This is a genomic window from Kitasatospora sp. NPDC088346 (assembly GCF_044740765.1).
In the GTDB taxonomy this organism is placed as follows: Bacteria; Actinomycetota; Actinomycetes; order Streptomycetales; family Streptomycetaceae; genus Kitasatospora.
In genome coordinates, this window is sequence record NZ_JBIURH010000021.1 from 21,414 (window position 1) to 46,653 (window position 25,240).

General features: G+C 72.2%; 21 protein-coding genes and 1 pseudogene. 16 read left to right on the forward strand and 6 right to left on the reverse strand.

Annotated features, from left to right (window positions below):
* Nucleotides 1-305 precede the first annotated feature (305 nt).
* The gene (locus ACIOFR_RS24600; protein WP_401000767.1) at nt 306-809 is read left to right on the forward strand and encodes a universal stress protein; all 504 of its coding nucleotides are present in this window, start codon (nt 306-308) and stop codon (nt 807-809) included.
* A 147-nt stretch (nt 810-956) separates the two neighbouring features.
* Here the strand turns inward: ACIOFR_RS24600 and ACIOFR_RS24605 are convergent, their stop codons facing one another.
* The gene (locus ACIOFR_RS24605; RefSeq protein WP_401000769.1) at nt 957-1,046 is read right to left on the reverse strand and encodes a K(+)-transporting ATPase subunit F; all 90 of its coding nucleotides are present in this window, start codon (nt 1,044-1,046) and stop codon (nt 957-959) included.
* Nucleotides 1,047-1,524: 478 nt separating this feature from the next.
* Entirely contained in the window at nt 1,525-1,971 is a 447-nt protein-coding gene (locus tag ACIOFR_RS24610; protein WP_401000771.1) for a MarR family winged helix-turn-helix transcriptional regulator, read from the reverse strand.
* Nucleotides 1,972-2,080: 109 nt separating this feature from the next.
* On the opposite strand from ACIOFR_RS24610, the gene ACIOFR_RS24615 reads away from it, so the two are divergent.
* The 13 genes from ACIOFR_RS24615 to ACIOFR_RS24675 all read left to right on the forward strand — a co-directional run bounded on the left by ACIOFR_RS24615 (nt 2,081) and on the right by ACIOFR_RS24675 (nt 19,520).
* Nucleotides 2,081-3,010: an alpha/beta hydrolase gene (locus ACIOFR_RS24615; protein ID WP_401000773.1), complete on the forward strand. Its 930-nt coding sequence runs from the start codon at nt 2,081-2,083 to the stop codon at nt 3,008-3,010.
* A gap of 283 nt (nt 3,011-3,293) precedes the next feature.
* On the forward strand, nt 3,294-3,515 hold the full coding sequence (locus tag ACIOFR_RS24620) for a hypothetical protein (RefSeq protein WP_401000775.1): 222 nt from the start codon (nt 3,294-3,296) through the stop codon (nt 3,513-3,515).
* Nucleotides 3,516-3,720: 205 nt separating this feature from the next.
* Nucleotides 3,721-4,143, forward strand: a complete 423-nt coding sequence (locus ACIOFR_RS24625) for a hypothetical protein (RefSeq protein ID WP_401000777.1) — start codon at nt 3,721-3,723, stop codon at nt 4,141-4,143.
* Between the two features lie 81 nt (nt 4,144-4,224).
* On the forward strand, nt 4,225-4,968 hold the full coding sequence (locus ACIOFR_RS24630; protein WP_401000779.1) for an SDR family NAD(P)-dependent oxidoreductase: 744 nt from the start codon (nt 4,225-4,227) through the stop codon (nt 4,966-4,968).
* A 365-nt stretch (nt 4,969-5,333) separates the two neighbouring features.
* Nucleotides 5,334-7,199 (forward strand): APC family permease, encoded by a 1,866-nt coding sequence (locus ACIOFR_RS24635; protein ID WP_401000781.1) that lies wholly within the window; start codon nt 5,334-5,336, stop codon nt 7,197-7,199.
* 219 nt (nt 7,200-7,418) lie between these two features.
* Nucleotides 7,419-9,452 carry an APC family permease gene (locus ACIOFR_RS24640; RefSeq protein ID WP_401000783.1) on the forward strand — a complete coding sequence of 678 codons (2,034 nt, stop codon included), beginning with the start codon at nt 7,419-7,421 and terminating at the stop codon, nt 9,450-9,452.
* A gap of 336 nt (nt 9,453-9,788) precedes the next feature.
* On the forward strand, nt 9,789-9,878 hold the full coding sequence (gene kdpF, locus ACIOFR_RS24645; protein ID WP_033822604.1) for a K(+)-transporting ATPase subunit F: 90 nt from the start codon (nt 9,789-9,791) through the stop codon (nt 9,876-9,878).
* 1 nt (nt 9,879) lies between these two features.
* Nucleotides 9,880-11,541, forward strand: coding sequence for a potassium-transporting ATPase subunit KdpA (gene kdpA, locus ACIOFR_RS24650; RefSeq protein WP_401000785.1), 1,662 nt, complete (start codon nt 9,880-9,882; stop codon nt 11,539-11,541).
* On the forward strand, nt 11,541-13,649 hold the full coding sequence (gene kdpB, locus ACIOFR_RS24655) for a potassium-transporting ATPase subunit KdpB (protein WP_401000787.1): 2,109 nt from the start codon (nt 11,541-11,543) through the stop codon (nt 13,647-13,649). Before kdpA ends, kdpB begins: the two co-directional genes overlap by 1 nt.
* Nucleotides 13,650-13,668: 19 nt before the next feature.
* Nucleotides 13,669-14,322 (forward strand): K(+)-transporting ATPase subunit C, encoded by a 654-nt coding sequence (gene kdpC, locus ACIOFR_RS24660; RefSeq protein WP_401000788.1) that lies wholly within the window; start codon nt 13,669-13,671, stop codon nt 14,320-14,322.
* 124 nt (nt 14,323-14,446) lie between these two features.
* Complete coding sequence (locus ACIOFR_RS24665) at nt 14,447-17,038, forward strand: ATP-binding protein (protein ID WP_401000789.1); 2,592 nt, start codon at nt 14,447-14,449, stop codon at nt 17,036-17,038.
* On the forward strand, nt 17,035-17,709 hold the full coding sequence (locus ACIOFR_RS24670) for a response regulator (RefSeq protein ID WP_401000790.1): 675 nt from the start codon (nt 17,035-17,037) through the stop codon (nt 17,707-17,709). The genes ACIOFR_RS24665 and ACIOFR_RS24670 overlap by 4 nt, the downstream gene beginning before the upstream one ends.
* 353 nt (nt 17,710-18,062) lie before the next feature.
* On the forward strand, nt 18,063-19,520 hold the full coding sequence (locus tag ACIOFR_RS24675) for a hypothetical protein (protein WP_401000791.1): 1,458 nt from the start codon (nt 18,063-18,065) through the stop codon (nt 19,518-19,520).
* A gap of 246 nt (nt 19,521-19,766) precedes the next feature.
* Here ACIOFR_RS24675 and ACIOFR_RS24680 read toward each other — a convergent pair.
* Nucleotides 19,767-20,066: pseudogene (locus ACIOFR_RS24680) on the reverse strand (IS5/IS1182 family transposase); the annotation flags it as partial.
* A gap of 81 nt (nt 20,067-20,147) precedes the next feature.
* On the opposite strand from ACIOFR_RS24680, the gene ACIOFR_RS24685 reads away from it, so the two are divergent.
* Nucleotides 20,148-20,708, forward strand: a complete 561-nt coding sequence (locus tag ACIOFR_RS24685; RefSeq protein ID WP_401000792.1) for an FAD-binding oxidoreductase — start codon at nt 20,148-20,150, stop codon at nt 20,706-20,708.
* A 512-nt stretch (nt 20,709-21,220) separates the two neighbouring features.
* Here ACIOFR_RS24685 and ACIOFR_RS24690 read toward each other — a convergent pair.
* The gene (locus ACIOFR_RS24690; RefSeq protein ID WP_401000793.1) at nt 21,221-22,315 is read right to left on the reverse strand and encodes a winged helix DNA-binding domain-containing protein; all 1,095 of its coding nucleotides are present in this window, start codon (nt 22,313-22,315) and stop codon (nt 21,221-21,223) included.
* Nucleotides 22,316-22,562: 247 nt separating this feature from the next.
* Nucleotides 22,563-22,985 (reverse strand): VOC family protein, encoded by a 423-nt coding sequence (locus ACIOFR_RS24695; protein ID WP_401000795.1) that lies wholly within the window; start codon nt 22,983-22,985, stop codon nt 22,563-22,565.
* A 165-nt stretch (nt 22,986-23,150) separates the two neighbouring features.
* Here ACIOFR_RS24695 and ACIOFR_RS24700 point away from each other — a divergent pair, with 165 nt between their 5' ends.
* Nucleotides 23,151-24,149: a helix-turn-helix transcriptional regulator gene (locus ACIOFR_RS24700; protein WP_401000797.1), complete on the forward strand. Its 999-nt coding sequence runs from the start codon at nt 23,151-23,153 to the stop codon at nt 24,147-24,149.
* Between the two features lie 65 nt (nt 24,150-24,214).
* On the opposite strand, the gene ACIOFR_RS24705 is transcribed toward ACIOFR_RS24700, so the two are convergent.
* Nucleotides 24,215-25,072 carry an SDR family NAD(P)-dependent oxidoreductase gene (locus ACIOFR_RS24705; RefSeq protein ID WP_401000800.1) on the reverse strand — a complete coding sequence of 286 codons (858 nt, stop codon included), beginning with the start codon at nt 25,070-25,072 and terminating at the stop codon, nt 24,215-24,217.
* Nucleotides 25,073-25,240 lie beyond the last annotated feature (168 nt).

The following is a 25,240-nucleotide window of genomic DNA, read 5'->3' on the forward strand; positions in this document are numbered from 1 at the left end:
GGGGGCCGGTCGGTGGCCTGGGTCGACCAGGCTTCCCGGCTCACCCGGCCAGGAGACCGCCCCGGGGGGCGCTTGCCGGCGCGGTGGTTGTGGGCAGCGGGCGGGGAGGGCGTCAAGAGGACGTCAAGGACACCCGGTGCCGCGTAGCCGGGGCATTAAGGACGCTGACGTTCGCCGACTGCGGGCGTCTACTGGATCCGAGGGAACGGACCGGACCGATCAATAGGTCCATCGGAAATCCGAAGTCCGAGCCAACGAATCGCAGGTCTTGTGGCCTGCGTCGAAGACCGAGGGAAGCGAACATCATGGCCGAGGACACGCGCGTCATCGTCGGGGTCAGCGGATCGCTGGGCAACGCGGCGGCCCTGCGCCGCGCGGTGGCGGAGGCCGAGCGCCGCGACGCCGTCCTGGTCCCGGTCGTCGCCTGGACGCCGCCCGGCGGCGAGGCCGCCTACCGGACCCGGCCCTGCCCGCCGCTGGCGAAGCTGTGGGAGCAGGCCGCCGCGGACCGGCTCGACGCCGCCTTCGCCCGGGCCTTCGGCGGCTACCCGGCGCACCTGCGGATCGAACCGGTGGTGATCCGGGGCGAGGCCGGACCGGCACTCGTGGAGACCGCCGACCGGCCCGACGACCTGCTGGTGGTCGGCACCGGCCGCCGGGGCGGGCTGCGGCGGCTCCTGCACGCCTCGGTCGGCCGGCACTGCGTGGCGCGCGCCGCCTGCACGGTCACCGCCGTCCCGCCGTCCGAGGTGCCGGCCCTGAAGGCCGTGGTGAGCGAGCAGCCGCGGGTGACGTCCCTGGCGGCCTGACACCGGCCTGCCCCCCCACATCGTCCACATCGACGCAGGGACCCGCCCCGGCTGTAAGGCCGCCAGGGGCGGGTCCCTGTCGCCGTGCCGATCGCCCGTGACGAACATGACCGGCACGCGGACCCACCGGCCCGCCCGCGCAGCGCCTCAGAACTTCTTCGGGTACACGGCGGCCAGCACCAGGTAGCCCACCAGGGCCGACGCGACCAGCAGGCCGACGAGGGTGTCGACGCTCAATCTCGGGCTCTCCTCGAAACCGGGGCGGCGGCGTCGCCGCCCGTGCACCGATGGGGCGGGCTGGTGCAGTGGCAGTTCGGCCGCGCCCCGGACGGCCGCCGCGGCGGGTCCTGTGCCGGGCGGCAGGGGAGTGGCTCACCGGGAGCGGGCCGTTCGCCGGCCCGGCGCGGGCACGGCCGGAGCCCACGGGCGGACCTCGGGAAACCGCGGGAGGGTCCCCGGCGGAGCGGCCGACCCGGAGCGGCTGGATCGGGCACGCGGCGACGCTATGCCCTCGCCCCGGGGCTCGAGGCCGTCCTGACGCTCTCCTGACCCGGATGAGTGTGGTTCTGACGCGGTGTTGACACCGGCTGGGGGACACGGACGACGGCGAGCCGGTCGCCACCGAGCTTGAATGCGTGATGTCGGTCGGCCTTGCCGGGCCAAGCAGTGTCACTCAGCTCTGGGAGGTCGACTGTCATCCGCGGGTCGTGTCCCCTCATTCCGGTCGGCCGTGGGGGCCCGCCTCGAGGGTTGCGCGAAGGCTGGCCAGGGTTGAGGCGATGCGGGCCAGGTCGTCGGGGGGAACCGTCGCGGTCAGTGCGATGAGCTCGCTCTCGACAACGGGGCGGGAAGCGGACAACCGCTCCTCACCCGCGGGCGTGAGGCGGAGGACGGACGAGCGGCGGTCCTGGGGGTGCGCGACGCGCAGGCACCAGCCCGCAGCCACCAGCCGGTCGACCGCCTTGCTGACCGCCCCCACGGTGATCGCCAGTTCGCCGGCGATGTCGAGCACGCGGCACCCCGGCACGCGGTCGATGATCTCCAGAAACTCGAACTGTCCCAGTCCCAGCCCTTGTTCGGTGCGCAACCGGGCGTTGACCGCGTTGTAGAGCCGGGTCTCGACCCGGACCAGATCGCTGAAGATCGGGGTGATGTCGCTCACACTGGCCTTCCAATAGATTCCCGGGAATCATCTTCCTTGGAATCCGGTTGAGGCAGGCAGGTGGATTCCCAGGAATCCATTCTCGCACCCCGACCCATGGAGGCCCCACATGTCCCGACAGCAGCGCGACGCCCTGGACGCCATACTCCGTTCCGCCCCTCGCAGCGAGAAGCAGCCCACTCTCCAGGAGCAGCGCAGCGGTTTCGCCGCGGCCCTCACCCGCCCCGCGCCGGAGGGCGTGGTCACCCGCAGGACCGTCCTGGGCGGGCGGCCGGCCCTGGAGCTGGAGCCGGCCGGAGCCTCGGGCCGCGGCCGGCTGCTCTACCTGCACGGCGGTGGCTACGTCATCGGCTCACCGGACACCCACGCAGGGCTGGTCGGTGAACTGGCCCGCCGCGCCGGGCTGCGCGCGACGTCGGTGGACTACCGGCTGGCGCCCGAGCACCCGTTCCCCGCGGCGGTCGACGACGGGCTCTCGGCCTACCGCGAGCTGCTGGCTTCGGGCACCGACCCACGGGACCTCGTCGTGGCCGGTGACTCCGCCGGTGGCGGCTTGAGCATCGCCACGCTGCTCGCCGCCCGGGAGGCCGGGCTGCCGCAACCAGCCGCCGTGGTCGTCTTCTCCCCCTGGGCCGACCTCACCCTTGCCGGAGAAAGCATCCGCTCCAAGGAGAGCGCCGACCCCATCTTCACCGAGGCCGACGTGCGCGCCTGCGCCGATCTCTACGCCGGCGCAGGCGACCGGGCGCATCCCCTGGCCAGCCCGGTGTTCGCCGACCTCACCGGACTGCCCCCGCTCCTCGTGCAGGTCGGCGCGAACGAGGTGCTCCTCGACGACGCGGTCCGGCTGGCCGGCCGTGCGGGCGCCGACGGCGTCGAGGTCACGCTCGAAGTCGGCCCCGGCCTCCCCCACGTCTTCCAGCACCACTACGGCCGCCTCGACGAGGCGGACGCCGCACTCGACCGCGCCGCCCGCTTCCTCACCGCCCACCTGAACGCCGGCCGCCCGGGCGCCGACCATCTCGAACCGATCCACTGACACCGACCCGGCGGCCTCCCCGTGATGCAGGCAACGGCCACAGGACCACCATCGCCGACATCACGGGCTCACCTTCAGTGCCGCCGGGCCCGGACGAATGCCGTGTCAAGGAGTCGTCAAGGAAGGGGGACACGGCGTAGCCCGCACGTCAATTCCCTTGGCGGCGAGGGAGGATCGGGACTCCACTGGAAGCGGCAGAGATCGCCCGCAGTCCTGGACCAGGGCCGTGGCCGCCCGGTGCGGCTCGGAGTGCGGGACCGCGTTCTGAAGGAAGCGAATGACCATGAGCATCGGCACGCATGACACCGTCGAGGTCAACGGCTCGTCCGGCAGCCTCCCGGCGCCGGGGCACAGGCCGCCGGCGACGCGGCCGCGCGACCTGCTGCGCCTGCCCGTGTTCTCCGTACCGCAGCCCGCAGGCACCGACGACCCGGAAGCCGACCAGGAGGACGGGCGCCGCGCGTCCGGAGGCCACTGCCGGATGTCCATGGGGTACCTGGACTGACCTGTAGGCGTGATCCACCTCAGGGACGTCGTCACGGAGGGCATCGCCGAGCGTCCCCGGCCTGTCAGGCGTCGAGCCCCGCCGCACCGCGCCGTCAGGGACGCGTCGGAATCCCGGTCCCGGCCATCAGGGAAACGTCAACGAAGGGTGGCACGCCCCTGCCCGTCGGCTTGGCTGGTCGCAGTCGACCGGACGAGGAACGGACATGACGGTCATGAGGCTCTGTCAGGCCCACCCGGGCCGCACCTTCCGGCCCGTGGTGGACCGCCTGGCGGTCGGTATGTCGGGCGCCGTCGCGCTGGTCGCCTGCGCCCTGCTGACGCTCGCCCTGTCCGTGCTCGGGGAGAGGAACCCCACCGCGTTTGTGCTGGGTGCCTTCGCCGTCCTGTGCGCCGTCCTCGGTGCGGTCTCCCGCCCCGTGGCGGCGCCGCTGATCGCGGGGGCGGGCTGGCTGTTCTTCAACGGCTTCGTCGTCCACCGCTTCGCGACGCTGGGGTGGGCCGGCGCCGGCGTCGAGGCCACGCGCCTCGGCCTGTTCGCCGCGGCCGCCCTGGTCGCCTCGCTGCCCGCCCGCGCCGCTTCCGTCGGACCACCGCTTCCCGCCGCGGGCCCGACGAGTTCTTCGTAGTACACCTCCCGCACTCCCGGCCCCCGGTGGCGCATGTCCGCGCCCGGCGTCCGGGGGTGCCTCACACCCCTTGGACGGGTCATGTCCGCAGTCCTTTCCTCCCTCCCTCAGCCTCCGGCCGGGGGCGCCCCCGTCGCCCTGGTCACCGGAGCCTCCAGTGGCATCGGCTGGGACACCGCCCGGCTGCTCGCCGCCCACGGTGCCACGGTCGTCGTGCACGCCCGCACCGCCGACGAGGGCGAGCACGCCCTGGACCGGCTGGTCGACGCCGGCGCCTCCCGCACCCAACTCGTCATGCTCGCGGCCGACTTCACGCGCTTCGCGGACGTCGCCGTGCTCGCCGGTATCGTCACGACCGCGTTCCCCGCGCTGGACCTGCTGGTCAACAACGCCGCGGTGATGGCGCCGGAGCGCTGCACCCTCACCGAGGACGGCCACGAGGTCTCGCTCCAGGTGAACTTCCTGGCCGCGCACCTGCTCGCCAAGCTGCTCCGGGGGTCGCTCTCGGCGGCCGGCGGCGCGCGGATCGTCAACGTCTCCTCCTCGCTGCACCGCACCGCGTCGATGAACTGGAACGACCCCAATCGGGTCAAGAGGTACTCCCGGGTCGCCGCCTACGCGCAGTCCCGGCTCGCGCTGACCATGGGCACTCGCGAGATGGCCCCGGAGGGCTCCGGCATCACGGCCGTCAGCGTCAACCCGGGCTTGTGCGACACCGCCCTGCTGCCGCTGTACGGGCGGGTCGGCGCCCCGGCGGCCGAGGGCGCGGCGGCCGTGGTGAAGCTCTGCCTGCCGGACTTCCGCCTCACCAACGGCGCGTACTAAGACGGTGGCGACATCGCCCCGACCGCCTCGGTCGCCACCGCGGAGCGCTCGCTGCGCCGCCTGGTCAAGCTCGCCGACCAGCTCGTCACCCGGGCTTGAAACCGCAGGAGCCTGCCAGCAGTTCCATGATCCACCCGATGCCGTGTGCCACCGGCATCGGGTGCCCGGGAAAGTCGCTGCCCCGGGGCGTCGTCCGTTCACGGCCGCAAGGCCGACGGCGCCCCGGGGCAGCGGCGTACCCGGGCGTGTCAAGACCGTGTCAGGGGCCCGGTCGCGGGCGTCAGGGTCGTGTATGGGTCGATGGAGGCCAGGTCCCTCGTGGGACAGCATCCGTGGAGCACATTCGATCCACGGAGGTTCATTCGATGTTCGGTGCCACCGATGCGCAGCAGTCGGCCATAGCCGTCGGCGGGGAGGAACCGCCTGATACCGGCGACCAGCCCGAGCAGCAGCGCTACAGGTTGACCGCGCTGGGCGGCCTCGCGGCGCTCTCGCTCGACGCGATGGCCTCCGTCGCCTACGGTCCCGAGTCGATCGTCCTGGTGCTGGCCGCCGCGGGCGGGTACGGTCTCGGCTTCACCCTCCCCGTCACCGCCGCGATCGCGGTGCTGCTGGCGGTCCTGGTGGCCTCGTACCGGCAGGTGATCGCGGCGTTTCCGGACGGCGGCGGCTCGTACGCGGTCGCCAAGGCGCACCTGGGCCGGCGGGCCGCGCTGACGGCCGCCGCCTCGCTGGTGATCGACTACATCCTGAACGTCGCGGTCTCCGTCACCGCCGGCGTGGCCGCCCTGACCTCGGCCGTGCCGGGCCTCTACGGCGACCGGGTCTGGCTCTGCCTGGGTGTCCTCGCCCTGGTCACCGCCGTCAACCTGCGCGGGATCGCCGAATCGGCCCGCTGGTTCATGGCGCCGACGGCCGTCTTCGTGCTCTCGATCCTGGCGATCATCGTCGTCGGCCTGTTCCGGAGCGCGCCCGCCAGTACCGAGGCCGCCGCCGGGCACGCCTCCGCCCTGGCCGGCGGCGCCTCCACCGTCGGCGCGCTGCTGCTGCTCAAGGCCTTCGCCGCCGGCTGCTCCGCGCTGACCGGGGTGGAGGCGGTGGCCAACGCCGTCCCGTCCTTCCGGGCACCGCGGGTCAGGCGCGCCCAGCACACCGAGGTCGCCCTCGGCGCGCTGCTCGGTGTGATGCTGATCGGCCTCGCCGTCCTGATCGGGCGCTTCCACCTGCAGCCGGTCGAGGGCGTCACCGTGCTGGCCCAGCTCGCCGATGCCTCGCTCGGCCACGGCTTCGGCTTCTACCTCGTGCAGTTCGCCACCGTGATCCTGCTCGGCCTGGCGGCCAACACCTCGTTCGGTGGCCTGCCGGTGCTGATGCGGCTGCTCGCCCGGGACAACCACCTGCCGCACGTCTTCGCCCTGCGCGCCGACCACCAGGTGCACCGGCACGGGGTGATCTTCCTCGCCGTGGTGTCGGGCGCCCTGCTGGTCGGCTCGGGCGGTGACGTCAACAGCCTCGTCCCGCTGTTCGCCATCGGGGTGTTCGTCGGGTTCACCATCTGCCAGGTCGGCATGGTCCGGCACTGGAGTCGGGAACGCGGCGCGGGCTGGCGGGGCAAGGCCGTGCTGAACGGCTTCGGCGCCCTGCTCACCGGCATCGCCACCCTGGTGGTCACCGGTACCAAGTTCGCCGAGGGCGCCTGGGGCATCTGCCTGGCGCTGCCGCTGCTGGTCCTGCTGTGCGAGTTGATCCACCGCACCTACGTCCGGATCGGCGCCCGGCTGGAGCTCGGCCAGGTGCCCGGCCCGGTCACCCGGCAGCGTTCGCTGGTCGTGGTGCCGGTGCACGCCATCACCCGCCTGACCCGCGATGCGCTGAGCGCCGCGGTCTCGCTGGGCGACGAGGTGCTCGCCGTCACCGTCGTGCACACCGCGCCCGACCCGGAGGACCGCAGGGCCGCCGAGGCGTTGCGCCGGGACTGGGAGCTGTGGGGGCCCGGTGTCCAGCTGGTCGAGGTCCCCGACGCCCACCGCCGGCTCGGCCGGCCGATCGCGGCGTTCGTCGACGAGCTCGCCGCCGAGCACGCCTACGACCGGATCACCGTGCTGATCCCCGAGGTGGAGCCGGCCCGGCTGTGGCAGCGGGCCCTGCAGAACCAGCGCGGAGCGGTGATCGACCGCGCGCTGCGGCGGCACAGCGACGCGGTGGTCTGCCGGCTGCGGCTACGGATGTAGGGTCGCCAGGCCGGGTGATTTGACCGATTTGGAGATATATGGCCGATCCGATCGGCATATCTTGACGATCCCTTAACGGCACCCTTGACGCCCCCGATACGCTCCGGTAGCGCGCCCTTGTCAACCCGTCTGACCTGCGGAGACGTCCAGCTCAGTCGGTGTTCCGGGGGCGTTTCGGGGGGCCTTGCCGCCGCGCTCGGGAGCCCTACGCTCGCCCGTGTGTTCAATCTGCCCCAGGCGCTGAAGCGCCTCGTCATCGGCCGGGCCATGCGCAGCGAGGAGCTGGGCGAGACCCTGCTCCCGAAGCGGCTGGCCCTGCCGATCTTCGCATCCGACCCGCTGTCCTCGGTGGCCTACGCCACCCAGGAGATCCTGCTCGTGCTCACCGTCGGAGGCACCGCCTTCCTCTACCTGACCCCGTGGGTCGCGGCGGGCGTGGTGGCGCTGATGGTGGTCGTCGTCGCCTCGTACCGGCAGGTGGTGCACGCCTACCCGAGCGGCGGCGGCTCGTACGAGGTGGTGTCCCGCAACCTCGGCCCGAACTCGGGCCTGGTGGTCGCCGCCTCGCTGCTCGTCGACTACGTGATGACGGTCGCGGTGTCGGTCGCCTCCGGGGTGGACAACATCATCTCGGCGTTCAACGGCCTGGCCGACTACCGGGTGGCCATGGCGGTCGGGTTCGTGGCCCTGCTGATGGCGATGAACCTGCGCGGGGTGCGGGAGTCGGGCAACACCTTCGCGGCCCCCACCTACCTGTTCATCGGCGCGATGCTGCTGATGATCGCCACCGGGCTGGTGCGGATGGTGTTCGGCGACACCCCCGTGGCCGAGAGCGCGGCGTTCGGGATCGCCCCCGAGCACGGCGGCGACACGCTGGCCGGCCTCGGTCTGCTGATCCTGGGCCTGCGGGCGTTCGCGTCGGGCTGCACGGCGCTGACCGGCGTCGAGGCGATCTCCAACGGGGTGCCCGCGTTCCGCGCGCCCAAGTCGCGCAACGCGGCGACCACGATGGCGGTGATGGGCATCACCGCGGTGGTGATGTTCGTCGGCGTCACCGCGCTCGCCCTGATCGCCAAGGTCCACTACGTCGACGACGCCTGCCAGCTGACCGGCCTCGCCGGGGACTGCGCGACGTACAGCCAGCAGACCGTGATCGCCCAGCTCGCGGCCTCCGTCTTCGGCGGCAGCGACAGCATCCTGTTCTACGTGGTCCAGGCCGCCACCGCGCTGGTGCTGATCCTGGCCGCCAACACCGCCTTCAACGGCTTCCCGCTGCTGGCCTCGATCCTGGCCGAACACCGGTACCTGCCCCGGCAGATGCACACCCGCGGCGACCGGCTGGCCTTCTCCAACGGCATCATCGCGCTCGCCGTGGTCGCCGGCGGCCTGCTGTGGCTCTACGACGCCGATGTCACCAGCCTGATCCACCTGTACATCCTCGGCGTCTTCACCTCCTTCACGCTGTCCCAGATCGGCATGGTCAAGCACTGGAACCGCGTGCTGGCCGGCGAGGGCGACGGCGCGGTGCGCGGCGCCGCGCAGCGCTCCCGGGTCATCAACGGCCTGGGCGCCCTCACCACGGCGCTGGTGCTGGTGATCGTGCTGGCCACCAAGTTCACCCAGGGCGCCTGGCTCGCGGTGGTCGCCGCGATCGTGCTGTGGGTGATGATGCGCGGCATCCGGCGGCACTACGACGCCGTCGCCTCGGAGTTGGCGGTGGAGGACCCGCAGGCCGAGTCGGCCCGTCCGTCCCGGGTGCACGGCATCGTGCTGGTCTCCAAGCTGCACAAGCCCACCCTGCGGGCGCTGGGCTACGCCGAGGCGTTCCGCCCGGACACCCTGGAGGCCGTCACCGTCGAGGTCGAGAAGGACGCCACCGCCGACCTGCGCACCCAGTGGGACGCCTATGACGTCCAGGTGCCGCTGAAGGTACTGGACTCGCCGTACCGCGAGATCACCAAGCCGGTGGTCTCCTACGTCCGGACGGTGCGCCGCGCCAGCCCCCGGGACGCGGTCGCCGTGTTCATCCCGGAGTACGTGGTGGGGCACTGGTGGGAGCACCTGCTGCACAACCAGTCCGCGCTGTGGCTGAAGAGCCGGCTGCTGTTCACGCCCGGCGTGATGGTGATCAGCGTTCCTTGGCAGCTCGCCTCCGCGCCCCGCGCCGACCACCCCGCGCGCCGCGCCCCCGGGGCCGTCCGCCGCGGCGAGCCGACCCGCTCCACGGCGGTGCCGGAGCCGGAACGGCTGTGATCCGAGCGCGGACGCGTGGCCCCGGACGGCGAACCGTCCGGGGCCACCGGCACGTTCCGGCCGAGGTGAGGTCTCGGCCGTGTGAAGCGGGTATCAAGGCCGCGTCAACGTTCCACATCCGGCCGTATGGAGGGCGTCAGGACTCCCGGTACCGCCGTGACCAGCTGGTTTGCTGACCTGGCCGGTCTTCCACCGGCGCCGTGCGGGCCCCTCGGGGCCCGTCCACGGCCAAGTCCTGAACCACGTTGGTGGAGCCATGCTCGATCTCGTTTTCGTCGGTGTCACGGTCGCCGTGTTCGCCGTCATCGCCCTGGTAGCGCGGGGGGTGGAGAAGCTGTGAGCGTCGAGAACATCGCAGGTCTCATCGTCGCCGTCGCCCTGGTGGGCTACCTCGTCGTCGCGCTGATCTACCCGGAGAAGTTCTGACATGAGCTCCACTCTCGCGGGCTGGCTGCAGGCCCTCGCCCTGGTGGGCGCGCTGGCCCTGTGCTACCGCCCCCTCGGCGACTACATCGCCAGGCTCCTCACCTCCGCCAAGCACCTCGGAGTCGAGCGTGGCCTGTACAAGGTGGTCGGCGTCGACGGTGACGCCGACCAGCGCTGGCCGGTCTACCTGCGCTCCGTACTCGCCTTCTCGGCCCTGTCGATCCTGTTCCTCTACGGCCTGATCCGGCTCCAGAACCACCTGCTGCTGAACCTCGGCGTCCCGGTGATGGAGCCGCACCAGGCCTGGAACACCGCGGTCTCGTTCGCGACCAACACCAACTGGCAGTCCTACAGCGGCGAGTCCGCGATGGGCCACCTGGTGCAGATGGCGGGCCTGGCGGTGCAGAACTTCGTCTCCGCCGCCGTCGGCATCGCGATCGTGGCCGCCCTGATCCGGGGCTTCACCCGCAACCGCACCGACCGGGTCGGCAACTTCTGGGTGGACCTCACCCGGATCTGCCTGCGCCTGCTGCTGCCGATCTCGATCGTGTTCGCGCTGGTCCTGGTCGCCAACGGCGTCGTCCAGAACCTCCACGGCTTCCACGACGTCGTGACGCTGGGCGGCGACACCCAGTCGATCCCCGGTGGCCCGGTGGCCTCGCAGGAGGTCATCAAGGAGCTCGGCACCAACGGCGGCGGCTTCTTCAACGCCAACTCGGCCCACCCGTTCGAGAACTCGACCGGCTTCACCAACTGGCTGGAGATCTTCCTGCTGCTGGTGATCTCCTTCTCGCTGCCCCGCACCTTCGGCCGGATGGTCGGCGACAACCGCCAGGGCTACGCCATCGTCGCGGTCATGGGGATCTTCTGGGTGGCCTCGGCCGCACTGATCACCTTCGCCGAGTCCCAGCACTCCGGCACCGCGCTCCAGGCGGCCGGTGCGGCGATGGAGGGCAAGGAGCAGCGCTTCGGCGTGGCGGCCTCCGGCCTGTTCGCGGCGTCCACGACGCTGACCTCGACCGGCGCGGTGAACTCCTTCCACGACTCGTTCACGCCGTTCGGCGGCGGCTTGACGATCTTCAACATGATGCTCGGTGAGATCGCGCCCGGCGGTACCGGTTCCGGCCTCTACGGCATGCTGATCCTGGCCATCGTCGCGGTGTTCGTGGCGGGCCTGATGGTCGGCCGCACGCCCGAGTACCTGGGCAAGAAGCTCGGCGGCCGGGAGATGAAGTTCGCCTCCCTCTACATCCTGACCACGCCCGCCCTGGTGCTGATCGGCACCGGTGTCGCGATGGCGCTGCCGGGTGAACGGGCGGGGATGCTGAACTCCGGTCCGCACGGGTTCTCCGAGGTGCTGTACGCGTTCACCTCCGCCAGCAACAACAACGGTTCGGCGTTCGCCGGCATCACGGTGAACACGCCCTGGTACGACACCGCGCTCGGCCTGTGCATGGCGCTCGGCCGGTTCCTGCCGATGGTGTTCGTGCTCGCGCTGGCCGGCTCGCTCGCGCAGCAGCAGCCCGTCCCTGCCACCCCGGGCACCCTGCCCACCCACAAGCCGCTGTTCGTGGGCCTGCTGTCGGGCGTCGTCCTGATCGTCGTCGGCCTCACCTACTTCCCGGCCCTGGCCCTCGGGCCGATCGCGGAAGGTCTCCACTGATGTCGTCCACCGTTACCCCGCCCGCTCCCGTGGAGCAGGGGCAGGCTCCGCACAGAGCGTCCGGCGGTCTGCTCGATCCCAAGCTGATCATCTCCTCCCTCCCGGACGCGGTGAAGAAGCTCGACCCGCGCGTCATGATCAAGAACCCGGTCATGTTCGTCGTCGAGGTCGGCTCGGTGGTCACCACCGTCTCCGCCATCGCCGACCCCTCGGTGTTCGCCTGGGCGATCACCGTCTGGCTCTGGCTCACCACGGTCTTCGCCAACCTGGCCGAGGCCGTCGCCGAGGGCCGCGGCAAGGCGCAGGCCGACACGCTGCGCCGGACCAAGACCGACACCATGGCCCGCCGCCTGGTGAACTGGCCCGCCTCGCAGACCGAGGAGGAGGTCTCCGGTACCGCCCTCCGGCTGGGCGACCACGTGGTCGTCGAGGCCGGCCAGATCATCCCCGGCGACGGCGACGTCGTCGAGGGCGTCGCCTCCGTCGACGAGTCGGCGATCACCGGTGAGTCCGCGCCGGTGATCCGCGAGTCGGGCGGTGACCGCAGCGCGGTCACCGGCGGCACCAAGGTGCTCTCCGACCGGATCGTCGTCAAGATCGCCTCGGAGCCCGGCAAGTCGTTCATCGACCGCATGATCGCCCTGGTCGAGGGCGCCGCCCGGCAGAAGACGCCGAACGAGATCGCCCTCAACATCCTGCTCGCCTCGCTGACCATCGTGTTCCTGGTCGCGGTCGTCACCCTGCAGCCGATGGCGACCTTCGCCGGCGCCCCGCAGTCGATGATCGTCCTGGTCGCCCTGATCGTCGCGCTGATCCCGACCACCATCGGTGCGCTGCTCTCCGCGATCGGCATCGCCGGCATGGACCGCCTGGTGCAGCGCAACGTGCTCGCCATGTCCGGCCGCGCCGTCGAGGCCGCCGGCGACGTCAACACCCTGCTGCTCGACAAGACCGGCACCATCACCCTCGGCAACCGCCAGGCCGCCGAGTTCCAGCCCGCCACGGGCGTCACCGTCGAGGAACTGGCGGACGCCGCCCAGCTCTCCTCGCTGGCCGACGAGACCCCCGAGGGCCGCTCGATCGTGGTCCTCGCCAAGACCGGGTACGGCCTGCGGGCCCGCGCCCAGGGCGAGCTCACGCACGCCACCTGGGTCCCGTTCACCGCCCAGACCCGGATGTCCGGCGTCGACCTCGACGAGGCCGACGGCGTGCACTCGGTGCGCAAGGGCGCGGCCGGCTCGGTGACCAACTGGGTCACCGAGCACGGCGGCACGGTCGGCCAGGACATCGCCACTCTCGTCGACGGCATCTCCGCCGCCGGTGGCACCCCGCTCGTGGTCGCCTCCCGGGTCGGCACCGCAGCACCGAAGGCCCTCGGCGTCATCCACCTCAAGGACGTCGTCAAGGAGGGGATGAAGGAGCGCTTCGACGAGCTGCGCCGGATGGGCATCAGGACCATCATGATCACGGGTGACAACCCGCTGACCGCCAAGGCGATCGCGGACGAGGCCGGTGTGGACGACTTCCTCGCCGAGGCCACCCCCGAGGACAAGATGGCCCTGATCAGGAAGGAGCAGGCCGGCGGCAAGCTGGTCGCGATGACCGGCGACGGCACCAACGACGCCCCGGCCCTCGCCCAGGCCGACGTCGGCGTGGCGATGAACACCGGCACCATGGCGGCCAAGGAGGCCGGCAACATGGTGGACCTGGACTCCAACCCCACCAAGCTGATCGAGATCGTCGAGATCGGCAAGCAACTGCTCATCACCCGCGGCGCGTTGACCACCTTCTCGATCGCCAACGACGTCGCCAAGTACTTCGCGATCATCCCGGCCATGTTCGCCGGTGTGTACCCGGGCCTGCGCCACCTCAACATCATGGGCCTGCACAGCCCCACCTCGGCGATCACCTCGGCGATCATCTTCAACGCCCTGGTCATCGTCGGCCTGATCCCGCTCGCCCTGCGCGGCGTCAAGTACCGCCCGTCGGACGCCAGTTCGCTGCTCCGGCGCAACCTCGGGGTGTACGGCTTCGGCGGTCTCGTGGTGCCGTTCATCGGCATCAAGGCGATCGACCTGATCATCCAGTTCATCCCCGGCCTGAGCTGAGACGGAGGAAACAGCAACCATGCCCAAGCCACTGCCCACCTCCGTACGCACCCACTTCACCGCGCTGCGGATGCTCCTGGTGATGACCGTCATCCTCGGCATCGCCTACCCGCTGCTGGTCACCGGCATCAGCCAGGTCGCCTTCAGCGACAAGGCCAACGGCTCGATCGTCAGCTCGCAGGGCAAGGAGATCGGTTCCAGCCTCCTCGGCCAGAACTACAACCTGCCCAAGCAGAACCCCGACGACGCGGACGAGCAGGCCCAGCCGGACCCCCGGTGGTTCCAGCCCCGCCCCGCGGCCTCCGCCTACGACCCCAAGAGCTCCGGCGCCTCCAACCTCGGCCCCAACAGCGAAGACCTGCTGAAGAACGTCGAGGACCGCCGCGCCGCCGTCTCCGCCTTCGACGGCGTCGACCCGGCCACCGTCCCGCCGGACGCGCTCACCGCCTCCGGGTCCTCCCTCGACCCGCACATCTCGGTCCCCTACGCCAAGGAGCAGGTCAACCGGGTCGCCAAGGCCCGCAACCTGCCCGTGGACACGGTGGACAAGCTGGTCGCGAAGTACACCGAGGGCCGCTCGCTCGGCTTCCTCGGCCAGGACGGCGTCAACATCGTCGTGCTCAACAAGGCACTCAGCGAGGAGGAAGTGACCGTACGCCGACCGGCCGGGTAGGAGGACCGGCGCGGGAGCGGGGGAGCCCCCCGCCCCGGGCCGGTCCTCCGCATGTCCGCCCGCCCGAACCGCAGTGCCCCACCCACCACACCCCAGGCCGCCCTCGTAGGAAAGAGCAGCGCCCATGTCTCGCGACCTCACCCCCGGCACCCGCGTACGGCGCGGCCGGTTGAGGGTCTACCTCGGTTCGGCCCCGGGCGTCGGCAAGACGTACCGGATGCTCGACGAGGCCAGGCGCAGACAGGAACGCGGAGCGGACGTGGTGGTCGGCTTCATCGAGTGCCACGGCCGCCGGCACACCGAGAACATGCTCCAGGGCCTCGATGTGGTGCCGAGGCTCACCCGCACCCACCGGGGCGGCGAGTTCACCGAGATGGACGTCGACGCGGTCCTGGCACGGAAGCCCTCCGTGGCCCTGGTCGACGAACTCGCACACACCAACGTCCCCGGCGGGCGCAACGCCAAACGCTGGCAGGACGTCGAGGAACTGCTCGCCGCCGGCGTGGACGTCATCACCACCGTCAACGTCCAGCACCTGGAGTCGCTGAACGACGTGGTCCGGAAGATCACCGGCATCCCGCAGCGCGAGACCGTCCCCGACGAGGTGGTCCGCCGCGCCGACCAGATCGAACTGGTCGACATGGCCCCGCAGGCCCTCAGGCGCCGGATGGCGCACGGCAACGTCTACAAGGCGGAGAAAGTGGACGCCGCACTCTCGAACTACTTCCGGGTCGGCAACCTGACCGCCCTGCGTGAACTCGCCCTGCTCTGGGTCGCCGGCCGGGTCGACGAAGGACTGCGCGACTACCGCGCCAGCCACCACATCGACCGGGTCTGGGAGACCCGGGAACGCGTCGTGGTCGCCCTCACCGGCGGCCCCGAGGGCGAGACCCTGATCCGCCGCGCCGCCCGCATCGCCGACCGCACCGCCGGCGGCGACCTGCTCGCCGTCCACATCACCCGCAGCGACGGCCTCGCCGGCGCCTCACCCGGCAACCTCGCCGAACAGCGCCGACTCGTCGAATCCCTCGGCGGCAGCTACCACGTGGTGGTCGGCGACGACATCCCCACCGCCCTGCTCGCCTTCGCCCGCGCCCACGACGCCACCCAACTCGTGCTCGGCACCAGCCGCCGCGGCCGGATCAACCGCTTCCTCACCGGCCCCGGCATCGGCGAGACCACCGTGGACGCCTCCGAGGACATCGACGTCCACATGGTCACCCACGAGTTCACCGGCCGCGGCCGGCTGCCGACCCTCGGCCGTCGCCACTCCAAGCGCCGCACCGCCGCCGGCTTCACCTCGGGCCTGGTGCTGCCGTTCCTGCTCACCGCCGGGCTCTCCCAGTCGCACTCGCTGAACCTGACCACCGTCGCGCTGATCTTCCAGCTCGGCGTGGTCGCGGTCGCCCTGCTCGGCGGGGCGTTCTCCGCGCTGATGGCCTCGCTGATCGCCTCACTGCTGCTCAACTACTACTTCATCCCGCCCGTCCACACCTTCACCATCGCCGAGCCCAACAACGTCATCGCCCTCGTGGTGTTCGCCGTGGTCGCACTCACCGTCTCCACCGTCGTCGACCACGCCGGCCGCCTCACCAGCCGGGCCGCCCGCGCCACCGCCGAGGCCGAGACCCTCTCCACCCTCGCGGGCAGCGTCCTGCGCGGCGCCGACGCCATCCCGGCCCTGCTGGAGAAGTCCCGGACCGCCTTCGGCATGGAGTCCGTCGCCCTGCTCGACCGCGCCGACGGCGAGGCCCTCGCCCGCAGCGACGCGGGCGGCGAACCCATGCCCGACCGCCAGAGCGCCGAAGTCCCGGTCGGCCCGGACGCATTGCTCGTCCTGACCGGCCGCCGGCTGCCCGCCGCCGACATGCGGGTGCTCACCGCCTTCGCCGCCCACGTCGCCGCCGCCCTCGAACGCGACCGGCTCGCCACCGTCGCCGCCGAGATCGAACCGATCAAGGCCGCCGACCGGATGCGTACCGCGCTGCTCGCCGCCGTCAGCCACGACCTGCGCACCCCGCTCGCCGCCGCGCTCGCCTCGATCGGCTCGCTGCGCAGCCCCGACGTCGAGTTCTCCGACGAGGACCAGGCCGAACTCCTCGACCTCGCCGACGCATCCCTCGTCAAACTCACCCGTCTGGTCGACAACCTCCTCGACATGAGCCGCCTCCAGGCCGGCGCCCTCACCCTGCACCTGGCCCCCACCCACCTCGACGAGGTCCTGCCCCGGGCGATGGACTCGCTCGCCGACCCCGACGCCCCCGTCCAGCCGCTCGGCCTCGACACCGCCCCGGCCGTCCTCGCCGACCCGCCGCTGCTGGAACGCGTCCTGGCCAACGTCATCACCAACGCCCTTCGCCACAACGCCCCCGGCGCACCCGTCCTGGTCACCGCCAGCGGGCACCTGGACCGCGTCGAGATCCGCGTCATCGACCGCGGCCCCGGCATCGCCCCCGAGGAACGCGACCGGGTCTTCCTACCGTTCCAACGGCTCGGCGACACCGACAACACCACCGGCGTCGGCCTCGGCCTCGCCCTCTCCCGCGGCCTCGCCGAGGCCATGGGCGGCACCCTCGACGTCGAGGACACCCCGGGCGGCGGCACCACCATGCTGCTCACCCTGCCCGCGGCCGAGCCCGAGCCCGCAGCCGGGCCCGAGCCCGGGACCGATCCTGTGTCCGTGTCCGGCGCGGACCCCGGCGAGGTGACGGCGTGAGCCACATCCTCGTCGTGGACGACGAACCCCAGCTCCTGCGTGCCCTGAAGATCAACCTCCACGCCCGCCACTACTCCGTCCTCACCGCCGCCACCGGCGCCGAAGCCCTGGACCTGGCGAGCCGGGAGATGCCGGGGGCGGTCCTGCTCGACCTCGGCCTGCCCGACCTCGACGGCATGGACATCATCCGCGGCCTGCGCGCCTGGAGCGCCGTACCGATCATCGTCCTGTCCGGACGCGACACCGCGACCGAGAAGATCAGGGCGCTCGACGCCGGCGCCGACGACTACCTCACCAAACCCTTCGTCATGGACGAACTCCTGGCCCGTCTCCGCGCCGTGCTGCGCCGCCCGCCGGCCGAGACGCCGCCGCCCCGGGCCGTGATCGGCGACCACGAGGTCGACGTGGTGGCGGGCACCGTGACCGGCCCCGGCGGGCCCGTTCGCCTCACCCCGACCGAGTGGAAGATCCTCACCATCCTGCTGGCCCACCCGGGGAAGCTGGTTCCGGGACGGCAGATCCTGCGCGAGGTCTGGGGACCGGACCAGCAGGACAACGGCAACTACCTGCGGGTCTACCTCGCCACCATGCGCCGCAAGCTGGAAGCGGACCCGGCCCGGCCCCGTCACCTGATCACCGAACCCGGCATCGGTTACCGGTACCGGCCCTGAACCCGGACGGGCGCCAACGAGGCGTCAAGACCGCTGCCGGCGGCGCCAAGGAAGCGTCAGGGAACCCGGAAGTCGATCTCCGGCGGCATAGCGTCGGAGACGAGGGAACGGCCCCGCTCCGTGGGGGACGCGGGCCGTGACCACGCCGGTGGCTGTCATCCCCAGGTGGGCTCCACAGATGACCATCCGGCGGCCAGGTGAAAAGGGTAGGGGGACGCGCGGCCATGACAGCGGGTGCACCGGACAGAACGACCGTACCGCGGAAGACGGGCTCGCCAGGGGTGGCGAACCCGGGTACGGCAGGACCGGCACCCGGGCCGCGCGCCCCCCGCACCACCCCCGCACAGGGCCACGTGGCAGCCACGGGCACCTCGGCCCGGACATCGGGCGTCGGCGCCCGGATCCTCGTACTGGGCGGTCCCTGGTGGAACACACCCCGCCTGGTCCGCGCACTCACCGCCCTCGGCCTGGCCACCCTGCTCGGCCTCGCCGCGGCCACCGCCTCGGTCCTCGGCGGCGCCCGCGACGGCCTCGACACCATCGGCCACCGGGCCGCCCCGCAGGCCACCCGGGCCGCCGACCTGTCCTTCGCACTCAGTGACATGGACGCCCAGGCCGCCAACCTCCTGCTGACCGGCGCCGACCCGGACTACACCGCGCTGCGCAGGCAGACGCTGGACACCTACGAGCAGCGCCGCAACCAGGCCGGCACCGACCTCCAGCGCGCCGCCGAGGCCGCCGCCGGGGATCCGCACGGGCAACGCGCCGTCCAGACCGTGATCGCCGAACTCGGCGGCTACGAAGCCCTGGTGGCGCGGGCCCAGCTGCTGGAGGAGCAGGCCCACGCCCCGGCCGGCAAGCCCTCCCCGGACGCCCTGGACACCTACCGCCAGGCCACCGATCTGCTCCGGCAGAAGCTGCTGCCCGCCGCCGACCAGGTCGCCGCCGCAAACTCCGCCACCGTCGATCGCATCTACTCGGACCAACGCGACGACCTCTCGGCCGGCCGGTGGTGGATCCTGGCCACCGGAACAGCCGCCCTCGCCGCACTGGCCGCGCTGCAACGGGCCCTGACCACCCGCTTCCGCCGAAGGATCAGCCTCCCGTTGGCCGCCGCGACCCTCCTCACCGTCCTCGGACTGGCGACCGCTCTCCAGCTCGCCTCGGCCGCCGATGACCACCTGGTCGTCGCCAAGCGCAACGCCTACGACTCCGTCATCGCCCTCAGCCGCGCCCGCGCGGTGGCCTACGACATGAACGCGGACGAGAGCCGCTACCTCACCGACCCGGCCCGGGCCGCCGCGTACGAGCAGTCCTTCCTCGACAAGACCCAGGCCGTCGCCCACCTCCCGGGCACCACCCTCGGCAGCTACGACAACGAGTTGTCACGTCAGGCCGACGCCCACCGCGCCGACCACCGGGTGGTCCCGTTCGACGGCTTCCTCGGAACGGAACTGCGCAACATCACCTTCCCGGGCGAGCAGGACGGAGCCGAACGGGCCCTGACGGCGTTCCAGCGCTACCAACTGGACGACCGCGCGATGCGCGGCCTGCGCGACCAGGGGCAGCTCAAAGCGGCGGTGACCTTCAACACCGGTACGGCGGCAGGCCAGTCCAATGCGGACTTCGAGCTCCTCGGCACAGCTCTGGGTGATGTCCTGGCGGTCAACCAGCGGGCCTTCGACGCGGCGGTGGCCGACGCCGACGGCGACCTGGGTCCCGCCACCGCGGCGCTGGGCGGTCTCGCGCTCGTCCTGGCGCTCGCCCTGAGCGTGCTCGGGGTCCGCCCGCGCCTGCGCGAGTACCGCTGAGCCTCGGCTCGCAGTCGACCATTTCGAACGGAACACACGGGGTCGAGGTCGTCGGGGAGCGGCGGCGTGATCGAGTGGCCCGTCGCGAAGGACTCGGCCGACCGCTCCACCAGGCGGACCGCGAGCTCGTGGCGGGCGTCCGGGACAGGGGTTCGCCGGTTCGGCCAGGTGGTCTCGTCCATAGCTCGGTCTCCCGGTGGTCGGCTGCTGCCGGGTGCGTGATGCTGGACGGCACGTCATTTCCCGATGGGTGTGTTCGACGTGCCAACGCCGACTTGCCTGAACGGGCGCCTTCTCCCCCTTGTGCGCGATGCGTCCGTGCAGGCCGCGTTCGCTGAGCAGAGCGCGGGTGGTGTCCGATTCGTAGCCGGCGTCCAGGTGCACGGTGATGGTGTGGGGCAAGGGGCCGAGGCCCTCCAGACGGTCCAGGGTCGGGGCGAGAAGCGGAGAGTCGGGGCGGTTGGCACCGGCCAGGACACGGCCCGGCGGAATCCCGTATCCATCCGTCATGCCCGAGCGCTTCAGTCCCTGTTTGCCGCGGTCGACCCGCGCTGGTGTCGGCCGAGCACACCGGGGACGTCGTCGCCGCGGTGCGGTGGGCCGCGCGACACCGGCTGGGGGGTGGTGATGGCCACCGGGCACGGGCTCACCGCCCCGGTGGAGGCGGGTGTGCTGATCACCACCGAGCGCATGGCCGGTGTACGGGTCGACCCCGCCACCCGAACCGCCACCGTCCAGGCGGGCGCCAGGTGGTCGCAGGTCATCGAGGCCGCCGCACCGCACGGGCTGGCCCCGATCAACGGCTCGTCCAGTGCCGTGGGCGTCGTCGGGTACACCCTGGGCGGTGGGAGCGGCCCGCTGTCACGCGCGTTCGGGTTCGCCGCGGACAACGTCCGGCGCGCCCGACTCGTCGAAGGCCTGGGTGTCGTCCACGACGTCGATGCCACCAGCGATCCCGAACTGTTCTGGGCTTTGCGTATCGGCCTCATGCCCGTGACCAGCCTCTACGGAGGATCGGTCTTCTATCCGGGCGCCGCGGCCCGCGACGTCCTGCACGCTTTCGCCGCATGGTCGTCCGACCTGCCCGAGCGGGTGTCGACCACGTCGGTGGCACTGCTGAGGCTGCCGCCGCTGCCGGAGATCCCCGAACCGCTGCTGCGCGGCCAGTGTGTGGTGCAGCTCCGCTAGGCCCACCTCGACGGCGCCGAGCCCGGCGCCGCGCTGCTGGCACCGATGCGGGCCGTCACCGGGCCGCTCATCGACACCGTCTGGGAGATCCCGTACGCCGCGGTCGACTCCATCCACCAGGACCCGACCGAGCCCATGCCGTTCTGGGACGGCGGCGCGGGGCTGACCGGCCTGCCGTCGGTTGCGGTCGACGCCCTCCTCGATGTCGCCGGGCCCCACCGGGACATCCCGGTCCCCGTCGTCGAGGTGCGGCCGCAGGGCGGGGCGATGGCCCGCGAGGCGGCGGTTCCCAACGCGGTGGCCGGTCGGCGCGCCGCCTACGCGCTGTCGGCCGTCGGTCTGATGACCGAGGAGACAGCGCCGGTGGCCCCGTGGCGTGCGAGCTCGGACCTGTTCAACTTCATCGGGCCCGCCGCGTGCGATCGGGTGTCGGGCCTGTGGAGCGCGCAGGACCGGCTCCTCGGTGTCGCAGCGCCGGTGATCCCGCCGGGAGGGGCCGAGGTGTGTGCCCGTCAGCTTCCGGTGTCGAACTGGACGTGCGCGATGCCCTCGTCCAGGAAAGCGGCCAGGGCCCGGCCCTCGGCGTGGGTGGCCTCCTGTTCGGCGGCGGCGAGGGGGCGCAGGGGGGTGATGCGGAGCCGGCGGTCGTGCACGGTCCAGGTGGCGGCGACGCGGCCGTCGACGAGGACGGCGCGGTGTCCCGCGACGGACAGGCCGAGGTGGGCGTGGTCGATGATGCGGCTGCGGTCGTGGTAGCCGAGGATCGCGTTGTCGAAGGCCGGCAGGAAGCGGACGGGGGCGGGTGTGTCGGGGTGGGGACGGGGGGCGTCGGGCAGGTCGAGGAGTTCGCGGCCGCGTTCGTCGCGGAAGGCGACGAGCTCCTCGCGCACTGCTCTGACGGCGGTGGGGAGGCCGGCGAGGCCGCACCAGGCGCGCAGGTCCGCGCTCGCGGCGGGTCCGTGGGCGGCGAGGTAGCGGCGTACCAGGTGCTGCCCGACCGGATCGTTGTCAGCGATGGGTACGGGGTGGGTGTCCCGGCCCAGCCAGGTGGTCAGTGGCAGATTGCGTACTCCGGCCTTGCGCTGCCACAGGCCACGGGGTGGCAGCTGGGCCATGGGGATGAGCGCCGCGACGAGCAGTTCCCCCAGGGCGCGGCGCGGTGGGCCGGGCCAGCGGTCCTCGACGGCGCGGACCAGCTCGCTCATGGTGCGGGCCTGCTGATCGGCCAAGACCGCGCGGCCGGCCGCGGCGACCTCCTCCGGATCGACATCGGCGAGTTCGCGCCGGTAGGTGCCGAGGACCCGCTGGCGCAGCATGGCGTCGTGACGGGGCCGCCAGGCGAGTGCGTCGGCGGCGGTGACGAGGTGGACGGTGCGGCGCATCAGGTGCGTGCGCACCACCTGGCGAGCCGTCAGCGCGTCGTCGAGCAGCCCGGGCTCGAAGCCGGCCAGGCGGGACCACAGGCCGATGAACGGTTCCTGGGGTTCCTGCGCCTGCAAGCCGCACAGCTGCGCCACCGCCTGCGGGACGGACGCGGTGCTGCGTTCGAGCAGGGACTGGCGGGCGAGGGTCGCACGGTTGAGGGCACGTGCGTCGAGGACGGTCATGGCGTCCTCGGGTTGCGGCTCGCTCGTGGACTCCGGCCGTCGTCGGGGTCCGGGGTGCTGATGATGCCGGACACGGTGCTGTCCGGGAACGGGGTGGTGTGGTCGGTGCCGGTGGGTCCCGGCCGCGGTGTCCGCATGGTGATCCTCTTCCTGTCGTGGGTCCGCCCGCGCGGCGCCGGTCGGTGCGGGCCGCCGCGGCCAGGTGGCTGCGGCGGCCCGGATGCGCCTTCGGGTCGGGCCGGCCGGATCAGCCGTGGTACGGGGCGGTGAAGTCCAGCACCCAGGTGATGCCGAACCGGTCGGTGAGCATGCCGTACAGCGGTGCCCACGGCGCGGCCTCCAGCGGCCGGACCACGGTCGAGCCCTGCGACAGCTTCTGCCACAGGGCGCTGATCTCCTCGGTGTCCTCGCCGCGCACGGAGACGAAGAAGGGGTTCCGGCCCTGGTCCCACGGCAGCTGGGCGGGCACGTCGTAGGCCATGACGTGGAACCCGCTGTCGCCGACCACCTCGCCCCACATCACCCAGTCCGCCTCGTTCTCGTCGTGCACGTTGCCCGCTTGCCCGTAGGTGACGGCGGTGGTGCGTCCGCCGAAGACGGACCGGTAGAAGTCCAGCGCCTCGCGTGCGGCGCCCCGGAAGTTCAGGTGGGTGGTGGTCGTGACGGACATGGTCCGCTCCTTGCCGTGGTGGGGAGGAATGGTGCGCCGCTTTACGACCGGAGCCCGCGGCGCGGCGGCCGTGGCCGGGCTGGTTGCTCTCCCGGGCGGCTCGACGGCCACGTTGCCAGGGGTACCGGACAGGGTGTGTCCTGTACTGCGGGCAGAATGCGGGACATGCAGAAGACATCCTCGCGACTGCTCTCGCTGCTCTCGCTGCTCCAGACCCGCCGTGACTGGTCCGGTGACGACCTCGCCGAGCGCCTCGACGTCTCCCCGCGCACCGTGCGCCGCGACATCGACCGCCTGCGCGAACTCGGCTACCCGATCCGCACCTTCAAGGGGCCGGCCGGCGGCTACCGCCTCGACGCCGGAACCCGCATGCCACCCCTGCTGTTCGACGACGGCCAGGCCCTCGCCCTGGCGGTGGCGCTGCAGACCGCGGCCGCAGGCACCGTGGTGGCCGAGGACGCCGCGCGCGCCCTGGCCACCGTTCGCCAGGTCATGCCGCCCCACCTGCGCCGCCGCATCGACCTGCTGCACATCACCGCCCTGCGCCCTCCCCAGGACCGCGCCCCGGCCCCCCTCGATGGGCAGGTCCTCATGGACCTGGGCCGCGCCATCCGTGCCTGCGAGGAACTGCGCTTCGACTACGTCGGCGCCCCGGACACCGCGGCCACGCAGCGCCGACGCGTCGAGCCGCACCACCTGGTCACCCGGCACGGCCGCTGGTACCTGCTCGCCTGGGACCTCGACCGCGGGGACTGGCGCACCTTCCGCGCGGACCGCATCCGCCCCCGCACCCCCACGGGCCCCCGCTTCGTCGCACGCGACATCCCCGGGGGCAGCGTCTGCGACTTCATCACCAACCGCTTCCGCGGCAGCCACGACGCCACCACTGAGTGGCCGTGCCGCGGCGAGGTCGTCCTCCACCTGCCGGCCGCCGACGTCGCCCCGTTCGCCCAGGACGGAACGGTCGAACATCTCGACGGCGACCGTTGCCGACTCACCCTCGGCTCCTGGTCATGGACCGCACTCGCCGCCGGCATCAGCCGCTTCGACACCGACATCGACGTCATCGGCCCACCCGAACTGGCAGTCGCGTTCGCCGAACTCGCCGCCCGCTGCGCCGACGCCGCCCGCCGGGCCCGGCCGGACACCGACCCTGCGCGGTGACGACCATGAGCAGTCGCTCACCCCGCCCCACCCGGAGCGCCGGCCAACTCGTCGGTGCGGACGCGTCAGACAGGGAAGTCGGTGGCGGGTGCGCTGAGCGCGGTGGCGTCGAGGTTCGCCCCGAGAGCCGCGACCTTGGCGGTGGCGTAGGAATGGGCGTCCGAGCCGAGCAGTTGGCGCAGCGGGCCGTCGCCGGCCACGACCCGGCCGATGATCGCGGCGGCGCCCTTGACCGGGTCTCCGAGCTGGCTGCCCTGGAGCTGCAGATGGGTGGCGGTCATCTCACGGATGGCCGGGTAGTGCGCGGTCGTCCCGGTGGGCAGGGCGATCGAGTCCTGGGTGAGGAACTCGGTGCGGAAGTAGCCGGGTTCGACGATGGTGACGTTGACGCCGAAGTCCGCCACCTCGGCCGCGAGGGCCTCGCTCAGTCCTTCCAGCGCGAACTTCCCCGCGCAGTAGAGCGCCCAGCCCGCGACGGCGGTCAGGCCCAGGACCGAGGACACGTTGACGATGTGGCCGCCGCGCTGCTCGCGAAGGACGGGCAGCGTGGCGCGGAGCACGTTCCACACGCCGACGATCTGGACATCGAGCAGGTCGCGGACCTCACGGTCGGAGGTCTCCTCCACCGCGGCCAGGAAGCCGTAACCCGCGTTGTTCACGACGCAGTCCAGCCCGCCGAAACGCTCGGTGGTCCTGAGCACGGCCCGCCTGACCGCTGCCTCGTCCCGCAGGTCGACGGTGAGCGGGAGCAGACGTGAGGTGTCGACCCGGTCGCCGAGCGCCGCAAGCAGCCGCTCGCGGGAGCGCGTCGTCGCGGCGACGCCGTCACCGCGCTCCAGCAGTTGCTCGACCAGTTCGAGGCCCAGGCCCCGGGAGGTGCCGGTCACGAACCAGGTCGCGGGTCGTTCTGTCGGAAGAGCCATGATCGTCCTTCGCTCGTACGGGTGTTGGGACGGCCCCGAGCGGTTCGCGGGGTCCGGATGCACCCAGCCTGGTTCACCACACAGCGCCGTGGACGCCGATATCACGCCCTGCACGACCGCGGACGGGGCAACCTGGGACGCACAGGGCCAGCCAGGAACGCCCGGCGT

Bases quoted from the DNA above. Each gene is read 5' to 3' on its own strand.
- kdpC (WP_401000788.1), top strand. From the start codon at position 13,669: ATGCCCAAGCCACTGCCCACCTCCGTACGCACCCACTTCACCGCGCTG.
- kdpA (WP_401000785.1), top strand. From the start codon at position 9,880: ATGAGCTCCACTCTCGCGGGCTGGCTGCAGGCCCTCGCCCTGGTGGGC.
- ACIOFR_RS24635 (WP_401000781.1), top strand. From the start codon at position 5,334: ATGTTCGGTGCCACCGATGCGCAGCAGTCGGCCATAGCCGTCGGCGGG.
- ACIOFR_RS24690 (WP_401000793.1), bottom strand. From the start codon at position 22,315: ATGACCGTCCTCGACGCACGTGCCCTCAACCGTGCGACCCTCGCCCGC.
- ACIOFR_RS24705 (WP_401000800.1), bottom strand. From the start codon at position 25,072: ATGGCTCTTCCGACAGAACGACCCGCGACCTGGTTCGTGACCGGCACC.
- ACIOFR_RS24685 (WP_401000792.1), top strand. From the start codon at position 20,148: ATGGCCACCGGGCACGGGCTCACCGCCCCGGTGGAGGCGGGTGTGCTG.
- kdpB (WP_401000787.1), top strand. From the start codon at position 11,541: ATGTCGTCCACCGTTACCCCGCCCGCTCCCGTGGAGCAGGGGCAGGCT.
- ACIOFR_RS24695 (WP_401000795.1), bottom strand. From the start codon at position 22,985: ATGTCCGTCACGACCACCACCCACCTGAACTTCCGGGGCGCCGCACGC.
- ACIOFR_RS24625 (WP_401000777.1), top strand. From the start codon at position 3,721: ATGACGGTCATGAGGCTCTGTCAGGCCCACCCGGGCCGCACCTTCCGG.
- ACIOFR_RS24600 (WP_401000767.1), top strand. From the start codon at position 306: ATGGCCGAGGACACGCGCGTCATCGTCGGGGTCAGCGGATCGCTGGGC.
- ACIOFR_RS24700 (WP_401000797.1), top strand. From the start codon at position 23,151: ATGCAGAAGACATCCTCGCGACTGCTCTCGCTGCTCTCGCTGCTCCAG.
- ACIOFR_RS24665 (WP_401000789.1), top strand. From the start codon at position 14,447: ATGTCTCGCGACCTCACCCCCGGCACCCGCGTACGGCGCGGCCGGTTG.
- ACIOFR_RS24620 (WP_401000775.1), top strand. From the start codon at position 3,294: ATGAGCATCGGCACGCATGACACCGTCGAGGTCAACGGCTCGTCCGGC.
- ACIOFR_RS24615 (WP_401000773.1), top strand. From the start codon at position 2,081: ATGTCCCGACAGCAGCGCGACGCCCTGGACGCCATACTCCGTTCCGCC.
- ACIOFR_RS24630 (WP_401000779.1), top strand. From the start codon at position 4,225: ATGTCCGCAGTCCTTTCCTCCCTCCCTCAGCCTCCGGCCGGGGGCGCC.